This is a genomic window from Alkalibacterium iburiense (assembly GCF_039521845.1).
GTDB classification, from domain to species: Bacteria; Bacillota; Bacilli; order Lactobacillales; family Carnobacteriaceae_A; genus Alkalibacterium; species Alkalibacterium iburiense.
The window spans coordinates 48,348-61,034 of the sequence record NZ_BAAACW010000137.1 but is presented as its reverse complement, the minus strand read 5'-3'; the positions used below and the strand labels follow the sequence as shown (position 1 = coordinate 61,034).

The following is a 12,687-nucleotide window of genomic DNA, read 5'->3' as shown; positions in this document are numbered from 1 at the left end:
TAAAAGTGGTTGGCAAAGTTCTTAACTTTTCATTGCAATTTTCTAAACATTTATCTTGCAAAACACACCTTTCAAATAATTGAAAGTTTCTTATAAAAAGATAAAATCGGCTTATAAAGCCATCACCATTTTTCTATGTAAAAAAACTGTAGCATCTTAGTGCTACAAACTTATTTTTTTGTAGAACAACCTCGCTTTGAAATCATTTATATTTTAGCTTTAAATACAATTTCTTTTAAATTAATAATTTAAACGGAGTACTAAATGTAAATGGGTCAACAGCATTCTTTCCTACTGTTGGCCCTTCTTTAGTTAGGTGATTCAATCCATCGACTATTTCTTTACTGAAATGGGTGTATATGAGATAATCCGCTTTAGTTTTGTGTCGAATGTTATTTTGTTAACGAATGTCCGTAAGATTTCTTTCGTATCCGCCTTACTATCTGAATCCGTTATGGATCGATTAGCTACTTTCATTATTTTAGAAACATCTTCTGTTTTGACTTTATACCTTTCTGCTTGTAAAAGCTTTAGAAGTTCGTCTTTTTGTGTTTCTTTTCAATGTATTTAATTTCTAATTCAGTTATTCTTCCCTCAAGTTCCTTAGTTAATTCAGGATTTGATTAACTCTTGCCATTTCTTTAATTTTTCCATCTAAGCCATTTAACTCCATTTCCCATGGTTTCTGATTCGCCTCTATCTGTTCGTTCATTTCGTCTACAACCTGCTTTATCTGTACATAAATGATTCAGACTACAGGATTTCTCTCTTTGATTTATATAAGTACAATTTTTAAAAATAAGAATCTTATCACTTGTGATAAGGCTCATTCCGCATAATTCGAAAGGCGCGGTAAATCTGTTCAACGAGAATGAGGCGCATTAATTGGTGAGGATAGGTCATTTTACCGAATGAAATGGTTTCGTTGCTTCGGTTCATAACCTGCTGGCTTAATCCTAGGGATCCACCGATAACGAAGACAATTTTACTATTTCCATGAATCATCAGCTGTTCGATTTCTTTAGCGAATGATTCAGAGGTTCTTTCTTTTGCTTCAATAGCTAATGCAAACACGTAGGCCTGATCTGGTATCTTAGATAAAATACGCTCGCCTTCTTTTTCTTTGACCTGTTCCATCTCTGCATCACTCAAATTTTCAGGCGCTTTTTCATCCGGTACCTCGACTACTTTTATTTTCGTGTAAGCTCCTAAGCGTTTTGAATATTCTTCTATACCCTTTTTTAAGTACTTCTCTTTCAATTTTCCTACTGATACTATTGTTATATCCATATTTAACTCCTCATATTTGATAATTGGAAAGTCAATTTTTTTAATGTTTTTTGTCATGGTTTCTTTTCATATCTAGTATAGCAAACTAATTAGTCGAAGTGTAAAGCATAGTAAATGACTTGTCCACAATTTAAAAAACGACTCTGCTGGGATTTCCCCAGTGGATAATCAAAGTTGTCCACCCAATGTCCACAGTTATACACAAAGTTATCCACATATCCACAAATGTGTTCCCCTACTTTTCGTCTTAATACTCCATTTTTAATGAAAAGTAATTAGTTTTTCAAACTAGTTATGCACATGTGAAATATAACTGTTAACAATTATATTTACACTAAAAACCTTATTAAATAAAGGTTACTTGTTATATAAACTATTTTGTTTCTTAAGTTATACACAGTCAGTTAGTGATTTGTGTATATCTTTTTCACACAAATCCCATCATATCAATCTTCATAATTAGTTATCCACACGTGAATAAGTTTATCCTTTATTTTTCCCCAAATAATCAGTTATTAGTAAGAAAAGTGGATTAAGTGATTGCAGACTCAAGTAAATATGATCAAGAAGTCCACTTTTAATGACACGATTTTCTTTTTTCTAAATTATGTGCTGACTCATACTCATTTTCTTTTGAGTTAGAGGATAACTCATACTTATGTGCTGTCTCGTTACATTAATGCTTCCGAGCTAGAGGATAACTTGCGGGACACTCACTTCATTTTACAAATAACTACAGATACTTTTACTTCCCCATATAGACAAAAAAGCACAGCCCGAAAATGGACTGTGCTTCGTTTTATTATTATACAAATGGATCTTCTGTCGTTCTCATTGTCATCGTTGTGGATTGCAGTTCGCCATCTCGATAGTATTCGATTTCTACTTCGTCACCAATTTCCGTATCGTATATTTCCTGTCTTAACTCTACCCCATTGGCTACGTCTACTCCATTGAAGGATACTATCACGTCATTCGATTCTAATCCTGCTTCGTCTGCTGAACTGCCTGGTGCAACTTCTGCGATGACGACTCCTTCATTGACGTCTTCTGGTAGATTTAAAATAGCTTGTTGCTGTTGGTAAGAAACCATAGATAAGTCAACCATTCCAACACCTAATACTGGTCTAACAACTTCTCCATTTTGTTCTAGCTGATTAATAATATCAATAGCATCGTTACTTGGTATAGCAAAACCCATACCTTCAACGACTGATGAAGATATCTTCATCGAATTGATACCAATGACTTGTCCAGCAATATTAATTAGTGGACCACCTGAGTTTCCTGGGTTAATAGCAGCATCAGTTTGAATAGCCGTCATTTCCCAATCCAATTCTCCATCCATATTGGTATCGACTGGAACAGTTCGCTCGATGGCTGATATGATACCCGATGTCACAGATGAAGCAAAGTTTGTTCCTAGAGGAGAGCCTATTGCAATTGCCGGTTCTCCTACTGTCAAGTTATCAGAATCACCAAACTCAGCTACCGCTGTCACCGCTTCTGCATCAATTGATAAAACAGCTAAGTCTGTCCAAACATCTGAACCAAGTAATTCTGCTTCTACTCTTGTCCCATCTTTAAACAGTACATCAATAACATCTGATCCTTCGATAACATGGTTATTGGTAAAAATGTACGCAGTGTCGTCTTCTACTTTATAAACAGCTCCACTTCCTGTACCAGCTTGTAGTAAATCTTCCCCTTCCTCAGGCGACTGGGTGCCTCCATACCAGCCCCATGGATTTTGACCCATTTGCTGAAGATTTAAAATAGAAACAACCGCGTCATCTACTTCATCCACTGCATCTGTGATTCCAGAAGACACGTCTACTCTAATATCAGAAATAGTTACATTTCCTTCACCATCCACACTGCCTTGTTCTTCTACCTCTTCCGTTTCAGGTTCTGTATCATTTGTTGATACATCACACCCTGCTAAAACTGTAGCAGCAACACCTGTTGTTAGTAATATTTTCCATAATTTATTTTTCATCCAATTAACCTCCTGTTAAAATCTCTCACTTAGCTTAACGAATAAATTTGTATATTAAATGATTTTTGTTTAGTGATTCTATGATTAAATTGTATCATAATATACATTTTTTCCCCATTACAAGGCATTTTAATTGCTTAAAGAGCTTTTCTCTTTCTTTTATCTTAACTCAGCTAAAATGACTGAGAGCTCATTAATATAGCTCGTAAAAAAAAAGCCTACTCATTCCTCAAATCATTTAAGGAACGAGTAAGCTGTCTTGCAATTATAGTGTAAACAGAGCACACGGCTCTTCGGGATCCGTATCAAAGAGTTTGAATGTTTCATTGACTCCTGTTTCTTTCTTGATAAGAATCTCTTCAACGGTTGAATGGGCAATTTCTTTTATATTGTTCTCTTTACTTAAATGACCTAGATATACACGCTTTGTATTGTCACCCACAATTTCAGATAAGGCTAAGGCACCATCCTCATTGGATAAATGGCCTTTATCACCTAAAATGCGCTGTTTTAAAGACCACGGATAACGCCCCATACGAAGCATACTCAAGTCATGGTTGCTCTCAAACAGGTAAGCATCCGCGTCTTTGACCAAACCGCGCATTCGGTCACTGACGTATCCCGTATCTGTTAGCATGACAAACCGTTTATTATTTTTTTGAAATGTATAGAATTGAGGATCGATGGCATCATGGGATACACCAAAACTCGATACATCAATGTCACCTAAAGTGAGTGTTTTCTCTTTAGAAAAATGGTGCTTCTGCTCTGTTTTTAGCTTGCCTAATTTAGGTTCCATCATTTCCCATGTTTTCTCATTGGCATAAATATCTAAACCAAATTTACGGGCTAAAATGCCCACACCTTTAATGTGATCACTGTGTTCATGAGTTACTAAAATGGCATTTAAATCTTCTGGTTTACGATCAATTTTGTTTAAGAGCTCAATCGTTTTTTTACCACTGAACCCACAATCGACTAGTAATTTAATTTTATCAGATTCAACGTAAGTGATATTGCCAGTACTTCCACTGGCCAGCACACTGACACGTAATCCGGCTTGATCCATTTCCATCATAAAACGATTCCTCTCCCTGCAAATACTCATGGTTCATCTTACACCATTCACTGGTATATAAGCAAGGTTACGAGTGGGTTCGACAAAAACTTGTCTTAATTATCCTCATCATCCGGCTCGTCTTCAACATCTTCTGGTTCTTGTGGGGTGGTTGGAGCGGTCGGCTGAGAGATGATGGTTCCTTCAAAGGCATCTACGCGAAGGACTCTTTCTCCACTTGCATCACTTACAGGGACATACCATACCGGACCATACATGCTTAAATCTTCTAAATAGAGTGTTCGGTGATACGTCAGTACAGGCTGATTTACCGTTGAGTTTGAACTGATTTCGTGATTTTCATATAAAATTTCTACAGCTCGGCGATTGGATAAAACAGCTTGAGGCGATCCTTGAGTAATCGTTGGTCCGGCATACGTTTGCTGATAGGAGATAATTTCCCCATCACTTCCGTAAAACAGTGATATTTGAGATGTCCCATCCGCTATCGGCATACCCTGTACTTCTTGAGCATAGATAAAGCGATTCTGGTCTCTGTCAAAACGTAAAAATGCATACTCTTCCCCAAACAAAATGGCATCACTATTGACAAAAGCATCCAATGTATCAAAATCTTCTGCTGTAAAGCCTTCATCTAAATCTCCGTCTAATTCAATAGGAGCAGATAAAATACTCGTGTAGAGGGTTCCTTCTTGGTCAATCGAACCTGCTTGATTTTCCAATTGATTCGCATTTTCCTCAAGCAATTGATGAGAATCAGCTTGAATATAGTACACTTCTGGTTGTTCTTCCGTTAAATTGGGTAAGTTAATACCTAGTTGTTCCATTTCTCTTATGAGATTAACCTGTCCCGGAGCCGTGGAGGCTTGCTGGATATCTGTCCGATTAAGGTAACTAATCAGTAAATAGATATTAAGCAATAAAAAGGTAATTAAGAAAATGTTTTCTACTTTTCTAAAGTCCATTTATTGTCGCCTCCTGTAACTCAATATAGCGATTTATCTCATACCAGGCATCTTGAGTTTGAATATACCAGTTTGGTTCATAGTGAACTACCCGCTCATCTTCTTCGCTTTCAACCCATGTGAGGCCGAGGCGGATATCTTGAATAGCATCTAATCCTAATTCTGTACTTTCAATCAGGCTTATGACATCCGAGCCGCTAGGGAGTGTTTTATAGCTCGATCCGGTTAATGTAATAGGTGTTTGCACCACACGGATGGGCAGGATTAAATCCGTTAGTCCACTTTCAACCACAGTAATGGCAATAGTTGATTCCAGCTGCTGGTAACTGAAAACCGGATACCCTTGAATATGACGTTGAAATATCACTTGCTGGTTTTCGGGTAAATAATCATGATACTGAATGGTTTCTGTCCAGTTCTCAACCATCTGCAATTCTCTAAAACTACTTAATAGGCGGTCACTGAAGGTCATCTGTCCTAAATCCGTTCTCTGTCTAAGGTAGGTTAATGTATTTGTCATGTCATTAATTCTTACTTCAGTTGTTAAGTCAATATAACGCATTGTATTCCCCGTTCGTCTGCCATCCACCTCAGAACGGTCTTCGAAGAAATGATTAATGTAAAGATTATTAGGCAGACGTTCGACTAAATAATCACGGTATTCCATTTCCACTTCATCTACCGGGAGATAAATCGCTTTGTCCCCTATTTCAAAACGTTCGACTTCTCTAAACTCATTGTCAGGTGAATACAACAAGTCATAGATAATATCTTGAGTAAAATTAGATTCGTCCACACTATAACGAACCTCATTTATCGAATCATAGAAACCTATTTCCAGTGGCTCATCTGTATTTATATACACACGCGTAAAGGTTCTATTTTCATAATCGGTAGGCAAGTTTTCAAAGGTATCCGAAAACAAGCCAAATGGGATGGGAGCGTCAAATAAGAACTCGACCCAGTTCCCTGTACTAATGAATTCTTCGTACTCTTCGTAAGTTATTATTTCCGGAGTATCTACTTCTCCGAATTCCATCGTTTCCATCACAGTACTCAACCAGTCTCTCATATGATAAGCATTACTGCCTACTGTTCGCCCAATTGAATTTCTGTGCCAAATAATTCTGTCGGCTGAAAAAACCTCTGCCATTGTTCGGTCAGCTAATGAAGTGGTGACAGTCGTACTTCGTGTTGAAGAAGGCTGTCGGTACTGTCCGCCTGCCGTCCATATTTGAAAACTCAAAAATAAACTTAATACTATTAAAAACGCTAATAAGAAATGTTTTATTCTGGACCAGCTCATTCCCATTCCTCCTCTTCATAAGGGACATATGGAAGGGATAGATAGAAAGTAGTGCCTTTTCCTTCAGTACTTTCTGCCCAAATATTTCCTCCATGTTGCTCGACTACTTCTTTAGATATGGCTAAACCTAAACCGCTACCGCCCATTGCTCTTGAGCGCGCTCTATCCACTCGATAAAAACGAGAGAATATTTTCCCTAAATCGGCTTTAGGAATACCCATACCTTCGTCCGTGATGCTTATAATCACGGTCTGTTCTCTTTTCACCATTCTTCCAGTAATCGTTCCCCCATCGGGAGAGTACTTAATGGCGTTGTTCATTATATTATCCAGCACTTGAATAATTCGGTCAGGATCGACTTCTACAAAAATAGATTCATTTTCTAAAACTTTTTTGATTTGGTAATTTTTCCCTTCATATTCTGCTGAATGTATAAGCATTTCAAAACGGTTTAAAACATGATCCAACATTTCCGTGATATCTACAATCTCAAGTTCCAGCACACTTTTTCCAGAATCTATGCGGGACAAGTGCAGTAAATCTTGAATCATTCGAATCATTCGGTCCGTTTCGTTCTGAGTGACTTCTAGAAATCGCGGAGCCAGTTCCGGATCTTCCCATGCTCCGTCTGCCAAGGCTTCGATATAGCTGCGCATACTTGTCAGTGGTGTACGTAGTTCATGAGACACGTTCGATACGAATTGTTTTCTCTCTTCGTCTATTCGTTCTTGTTCTGTGACATCATGAAGCACGCAGACAATCCCGCTGATGAAACCTGATTCTCTTTGGATGAGAGAGAAAGATGCACGCAAAATAGTTGGTGCTCCATTTTGAGTACCATTCAAGAGAATATCTTCCTGATTTTCTAGTATTTTTCTCAGTGATAGCTCTTCTTCGATATTTAATACTGTTAATAGATTCTTTTTCAAGGCTTCCTCGCTACTTATATCAAGCATAGATTGAGCCATTTCATTAAGAATGATAATTTTCCCTCTTCTATCTGTTGCTATAACTCCATCTGTCATATGGGTTAAAACACTGTCTAATCGTCTTCTTTCAGCTTCTGTAGATTCCTGAGCTTCTGCTACGTCATCGGATAAATCATTAATCGATCCCGCTAGCTGTCCCAATTCGTCTTCTCCGTATACTTTTAACGTGCCAGAGTAATTTCCTTCTGCGATTTGCCTTGTTTGCTTCTGCATTTCTTTAATCGGTTTAGTTAAAGCTCGAGAAACCATATTGGCTAAAAATAAGGACAAAATAATAGCGACAAAACTGGATTGTAAAAATATCCGAGTAATTTGGGAAATCTGAGAGTACACTGTTTCAATATTACTCTCCATTAAAATGGCGCCGATAAATTGATTATCCTGGTTCGATGAAAATACAGGCTCTACAATTTTCCACCGTCTATCACCAGTGACCGGATCCACTACTTGTCTAGGGATGGAGGACTCTGTGACTTGAGCTTGTCTGAGGTCTTGATCACTCGATAGCTGTCCCACAACGTTTTGTTGTGTGCCATCACTCGTTCCTATAATAATTAAATCTTCATTCACTACTTCTAATTGTGTTATCCCATTACCCGAAAAGTCAGCCAATAGACTGTTTATTTCTTGAGCCGAATCCATCTCCGTTTCTTCATCAGACGCTTCCATTTCAATATAAGGCAATAGTGTGCTCTCCAAGAAATTCATCTGAACTTGACGATCTTCTTGAAAATTAGCCACTAATTGCCTTTCAATTTGAGTAATAAAATTCGCCCCGATTAACTGCAGGGCGAATACAAGTAATAAGACAATCACAAAAACAATTTTTGTATTAATGGATTGGTAAAAACGTATCTTCTTTTTCATAAATCACTACTTCTCCTGTTGTTCAGGACTTCTTAGGTAATAGCCTACTCCTCGTCTAGTAACTAGAAAGTTTGGATGACTTGGACTATCTTCAATTTTTTCTCGTAAACGTCTGACTGTCACATCGACTGTACGGACATCTCCAAAATAATCATAACCCCATACGGTCTCAAGCAGATGTTCTCTTGTCATGACTTGTCCAATGTGCTGTGCCAAATAGTGAAGCAATTCAAATTCACGATGAGTCAGTTCAATGGTTTCCCCACGCTTGGATACGATATAAGCATCCGGATGAACAATTAAATCGCCTACTTCAATATCATTTGTCTCTTCTTTGGCTGGTTCGACATTTTGATTAGAAGTCTGTCTTCTAACATTGGCTTTTACACGAGCGACCAATTCTCTATTTGAGAAAGGTTTTGTGACGTAATCGTCTGCTCCTAGTTCTAATCCTAATACTTTATCAATCTCTTGATCTTTAGCTGTCACCATAATAATAGGTGTGTCTTTCGTTTTACGTACTTCTCGACACACTTCTAGTCCATCTATTTTAGGAAGCATTAAATCAAGAACAATCAAATCCGGGTTTTCTTCTTCTACTTTTTCAAGAGCTTCCTCACCATCGTAGGCTGTCACTACCTCAAAGCCTTCTTTTTCAAGGTTAAATTTTACTATATCGGAAATCGGCTTTTCATCATCTACTACTAATATCTTTTTCAAGAGTTTTCCTCCTCAGAACATATTCTACTGTTCCATTCTATTTTCTATTACAATCTGCGATTCCACTTAATTATACCCTACCTAAGAGATGGTAGCAATTTCACTTAAATATTATTTATTTTCTTCTAATAGTGAGATGTTTAGAGCTTCAGTCTTCTGTGCTTTTGCTTCACTATTTGGACGAACTTCAAGGGATAGGATTGAGGGATGATCCAATACGATAATCGAAATAATCGGATCAAAGCCTTTTTCTATAATTAAGTCTTTATCAAACACCGCCAGCTTATCGCCCTGCTTCACACTCATATTTTTTTCTACTGATGTGCTGAATCCTTCTCCATTAAGGAACAAAGTATCAATGCCAATATGAATTAATATCTTTATCCCTTCTTCTGATTCAATATAATAAGCGTGTTTCGTTTCTGCTACTTCAACTAATTTACCATTTATAGGAGAATAAACAGTTTCTGAAGATGGACGCATAGCAAAGCCATTTCCTATCATTTTTTTTGAAAATAAGTCATCAGGAACTTCTTCTATAGGTAAAACTTCTCCATCAGTTACAGCTGTTAAAGTAAGAACAGAATGGGAATGTTCTGACTCTTTAGCTTGATCTCCGAACTCATTTGATTGATTAGGCATAACTGTCTCCTTTTTTCTTGAAAAATCGTACTTTGTAGCTATTATTCTAACAATTAAAGCCGTTTCAAGCAATATGTTTCTACAGTAGCGTATTAGTTGGTCATACATACTTCTTCATGGTATTCTAGTGTTATAATAAGAAACAGAATAACTGAGTGAGATGTAAAGAAGGAGGGACAGGATGAATCTTGGATATATTATTTCTCTCATCATTTTAGGTGTTTCTCTGGTCATTCTAATTGTCGTGGGCTTTATGGCAATGAAGAAAATGAAACCAACACTTAAAAATATTGAAGAGACTAAAAAGACAATGGAAAGTCACAAGGAACATTTTACCCATGAAGGTGAGGTTATCCAAGGACGAGTCGAAGATTTAATGGCCCGTGTGGATTACACGAAATCTGTGGCTGAAATGAAAGCTCAGCGTTTTGAAGAACTATCTGTTATAGCTGCTGATTTTGGAGACAACCTCACGTATTTGAAGGAGCATGGTGGGGATTACTCTAAAGGTATCGCAGAAAATACCTATACAGAACTGAAAACAGATGGTCCACGGTTAGCTAAAACCTTTAAATTAGCTGTTCAAAAAACAATCGATAAACAAAAAGAGCGATATAGATAATACGGTCGCTCGTGTTTTAATTATAATACAAATGAGTGGAAGGTAGGAGAATAGTTATGCCAAAAGTTAGTTATACGAAAGCCGTCTTAATGAGTGCTGCAGCTGCATTTACTGCTTTACTGTTTGCACCAAAATCAGGTAAGGAATTTAGAAAAGATTTGAAAGACGAAGCGGTACGCATGAAAGAAGACGGAAGCGAAAAAGCTTCTGAATTAGTTGATGACTTTAAAGCTTCTTACATGGAAGCCGAAAGAGAATTAGAATCAGAACAAGCTAAACTAGATGCTAAACAAGCCCGTTTAAGTCAAACGATTGAAGAAATCGAAAAAGACTTGGCTTTAAGTGAGGCCGAAAGACAAGGTACGACAGACGTTGACGCAGCTAGAGCTAGTCACGCGATGTATACGGATGAACGCGTTGGGGATGTTAAAGACACGCCTTTAGAGCCGGAAAAAGATCAGGCTATTCCAAAAGATGAAGTAGATGAAGCCTTACATGATAACTATTTGTCTAATGACGACGACTTTAATTTAGATGAAAGTCAGTTAGACAATGAAGAAGATGCTTCCTTGAAGGTAAATCCGAACGACTAACATGATAGTGACTCACTTAAGTGATTGTCCTTAAGTGGGTTTTTCTTTGTAAAAAAACACGATAAGCGTCAGTCATTTAACGCATTATCGTGTTTATATAAGATATTTTAGTCTTTTTTTCGAATCCATACGGATATGGAGTCTGCATTAACCGGAAAGACTGCACTGCCTTCTTCATTAATAGTTATTTCTTCTTCTCTATTGCCCATCAAGTCAACGTATACTGCTCCAGCGTGCCATTCCCCGACTTTCATTTCTTTGAATCCTTCTTCTCCATTAGACATGATAACCGCATACCCCTCTGGGTGCTCTTCATCCCCAGTACGTGTGAATCCAATACAGCTGCCATAATCTAGGTAATTGTTTTGATTTCCATACGCATACTCTCTTCGAGCGTAAAGCAGTTTATCAATAATATCTCTGCACCCATCGTAGTCCACTTCTTCACTTTGATACCCATAATAATCACTATAGAAGACACATGGGTAGCCGTAAGAGCTTAACAGGATAAAACCATAAGCCAATGGTTTGAACCAAGGTTCAACGTAAGACTCCAGGGATTGACCTGGCTGAGAGTCATGATTTTCAACAAAGGTCACGGCTTGTTCAGCATTCGCTTTATAAAGTGTCCCGTCTAACAACCGTCTTAAATCGAAGTCTCCTCTTTGTTTAGAGGCCTCATGCAGGGCATAATGGAATCGAACATCCATTAACGACATAGCATAGTCTTGATCTTCTAAATAATCTTCCAAATATTCATACCCTTGATGCCAGTATTCTCCGACAAAGAAAAAGTCTTCTCCAAATTCTGCTCTTACATAATCCATCAAATTCTTAATAAATTCACTGTCTATATGTTTAACAGCATCTAAACGAATACCATCAATTTGCGTTTCATTAATGAACCATTTAATCCATTTCTTTGTTTCTTCTATCACTTCCGGGTGTTGGTAATCAATGTCTGCAAACATTAAGTAATCAAAGTTACCAAACTCATCTGATACATTTTCATCAGGTGCCCAGTCTTTTCCTTCCCCTTCTATTCTAAAAATGCCTTGTTCTCCTGTCTTAACGTCTTCAGAAACACCACTGAAATGGTACCAATGCCATTCGAAGTCCGAATACTTCCCAGCCCTTCCCGGGAAACTAAAATGAGTCCACGCCTCAATTTCTCTTGCTTCTCCTAATTCTTCATGTCTGTCCTCTTCTTTCACAGGTGTGGCATAAAAGGTTTCGGTCTTATCTGCTCCTCCCTTATGGTTGAGGACAAGATCTGCATAGACATGAATTCCCTGTTCGTGAAGGGCTTCTATTGCCTCGAGTAACTCTTCTTTGGTTCCATATTTAGTTCGTACGGTTCCTTTTTGATCAAATTCTCCTAAGTCATATAAATCATATATTCCATAACCGACATCCCCTTGACCAACACTTTTAAAGCAGGGAGGAATCCAGACAGAAGTAATACCTATTTCTTTCAAATGTGGGGCATCTTCTTTTAAACGTACCCAGTGTTTGCCATCATTTGGTAAGTCCCATTCAAAATACTGCATCATCGTTCCATTCATTGACATTAAACTAACCTCCAGCTTACTCCTTTTTCTATAGTCTTCCTTATT

Annotated in this window: 11 protein-coding genes; 2 read left to right on the top strand and 9 right to left on the bottom strand. The window is 37.6% G+C overall.

From position 1 onward, the window contains the following. Positions 1-810: 810 nt before the first annotated feature. The 8 genes from rlmH to ABDZ53_RS11025 form a co-directional block, all read right to left on the bottom strand. A complete protein-coding gene (gene rlmH / locus ABDZ53_RS11060) occupies positions 811-1,290 on the bottom strand; it encodes a 23S rRNA (pseudouridine(1915)-N(3))-methyltransferase RlmH (protein WP_343756527.1) in 480 nt (159 codons plus the stop codon). A gap of 805 nt (positions 1,291-2,095) precedes the next feature. Then, a complete protein-coding gene (locus ABDZ53_RS11055) occupies positions 2,096-3,289 on the bottom strand; it encodes a S1C family serine protease (RefSeq protein WP_343756526.1) in 1,194 nt (397 codons plus the stop codon). A 265-nt stretch (positions 3,290-3,554) separates the two neighbouring features. Beyond that, positions 3,555-4,367, bottom strand: coding sequence for an MBL fold metallo-hydrolase (locus ABDZ53_RS11050; protein ID WP_425541708.1), 813 nt, complete (start codon positions 4,365-4,367; stop codon positions 3,555-3,557). A gap of 95 nt (positions 4,368-4,462) precedes the next feature. After that, entirely contained in the window at positions 4,463-5,332 is an 870-nt protein-coding gene (locus ABDZ53_RS11045; protein ID WP_343756524.1) for a two-component system regulatory protein YycI, read from the bottom strand. Beyond that, entirely contained in the window at positions 5,322-6,638 is a 1,317-nt protein-coding gene (locus ABDZ53_RS11040; RefSeq protein ID WP_343756523.1) for a YycH family regulatory protein, read from the bottom strand. Before ABDZ53_RS11040 ends, ABDZ53_RS11045 begins: the two co-directional genes overlap by 11 nt. After that, positions 6,635-8,494 carry a cell wall metabolism sensor histidine kinase WalK gene (walK, locus tag ABDZ53_RS11035; protein WP_343756522.1) on the bottom strand — a complete coding sequence of 620 codons (1,860 nt, stop codon included), beginning with the start codon at positions 8,492-8,494 and terminating at the stop codon, positions 6,635-6,637. Before walK ends, ABDZ53_RS11040 begins: the two co-directional genes overlap by 4 nt. 6 nt (positions 8,495-8,500) lie before the next feature. Next, a complete protein-coding gene (gene yycF, locus ABDZ53_RS11030; protein ID WP_343756521.1) occupies positions 8,501-9,214 on the bottom strand; it encodes a response regulator YycF in 714 nt (237 codons plus the stop codon). A gap of 111 nt (positions 9,215-9,325) precedes the next feature. After that, the gene (locus tag ABDZ53_RS11025) at positions 9,326-9,856 is read right to left on the bottom strand and encodes a PTS sugar transporter subunit IIA (RefSeq protein WP_343756519.1); all 531 of its coding nucleotides are present in this window, start codon (positions 9,854-9,856) and stop codon (positions 9,326-9,328) included. Positions 9,857-10,037: 181 nt separating this feature from the next. On the opposite strand from ABDZ53_RS11025, the gene ABDZ53_RS11020 reads away from it, so the two are divergent. Both ABDZ53_RS11020 and ABDZ53_RS11015 read left to right on the top strand, forming a co-directional pair. Further along, complete coding sequence (locus tag ABDZ53_RS11020; protein ID WP_343756517.1) at positions 10,038-10,478, top strand: DUF948 domain-containing protein; 441 nt, start codon at positions 10,038-10,040, stop codon at positions 10,476-10,478. A gap of 56 nt (positions 10,479-10,534) precedes the next feature. Next, positions 10,535-11,071, top strand: coding sequence for a YtxH domain-containing protein (locus ABDZ53_RS11015; protein ID WP_343756515.1), 537 nt, complete (start codon positions 10,535-10,537; stop codon positions 11,069-11,071). A 107-nt stretch (positions 11,072-11,178) separates the two neighbouring features. On the opposite strand, the gene ABDZ53_RS11010 is transcribed toward ABDZ53_RS11015, so the two are convergent. After that, positions 11,179-12,642: an alpha-amylase gene (locus tag ABDZ53_RS11010; protein ID WP_343756513.1), complete on the bottom strand. Its 1,464-nt coding sequence runs from the start codon at positions 12,640-12,642 to the stop codon at positions 11,179-11,181. Positions 12,643-12,687: the final 45 nt, after the last annotated feature.

What these genes read in the sequence shown, in the direction of transcription:
- rlmH (WP_343756527.1), bottom strand. Translation starts at nt 1,290, where the DNA reads ATGGATATAACAATAGTATCAGTAGGAAAATTGAAAGAGAAGTACTTA.
- ABDZ53_RS11055 (WP_343756526.1), bottom strand. Translation starts at nt 3,289, where the DNA reads ATGAAAAATAAATTATGGAAAATATTACTAACAACAGGTGTTGCTGCT.
- ABDZ53_RS11050 (WP_425541708.1), bottom strand. Translation starts at nt 4,367, where the DNA reads ATGATGGAAATGGATCAAGCCGGATTACGTGTCAGTGTGCTGGCCAGT.
- ABDZ53_RS11045 (WP_343756524.1), bottom strand. Translation starts at nt 5,332, where the DNA reads ATGGACTTTAGAAAAGTAGAAAACATTTTCTTAATTACCTTTTTATTG.
- ABDZ53_RS11040 (WP_343756523.1), bottom strand. Translation starts at nt 6,638, where the DNA reads ATGAGCTGGTCCAGAATAAAACATTTCTTATTAGCGTTTTTAATAGTA.
- walK (WP_343756522.1), bottom strand. Translation starts at nt 8,494, where the DNA reads ATGAAAAAGAAGATACGTTTTTACCAATCCATTAATACAAAAATTGTT.
- ABDZ53_RS11025 (WP_343756519.1), bottom strand. Translation starts at nt 9,856, where the DNA reads ATGCCTAATCAATCAAATGAGTTCGGAGATCAAGCTAAAGAGTCAGAA.
- ABDZ53_RS11020 (WP_343756517.1), top strand. Translation starts at nt 10,038, where the DNA reads ATGAATCTTGGATATATTATTTCTCTCATCATTTTAGGTGTTTCTCTG.
- ABDZ53_RS11015 (WP_343756515.1), top strand. Translation starts at nt 10,535, where the DNA reads ATGCCAAAAGTTAGTTATACGAAAGCCGTCTTAATGAGTGCTGCAGCT.
- ABDZ53_RS11010 (WP_343756513.1), bottom strand. Translation starts at nt 12,642, where the DNA reads ATGTCAATGAATGGAACGATGATGCAGTATTTTGAATGGGACTTACCA.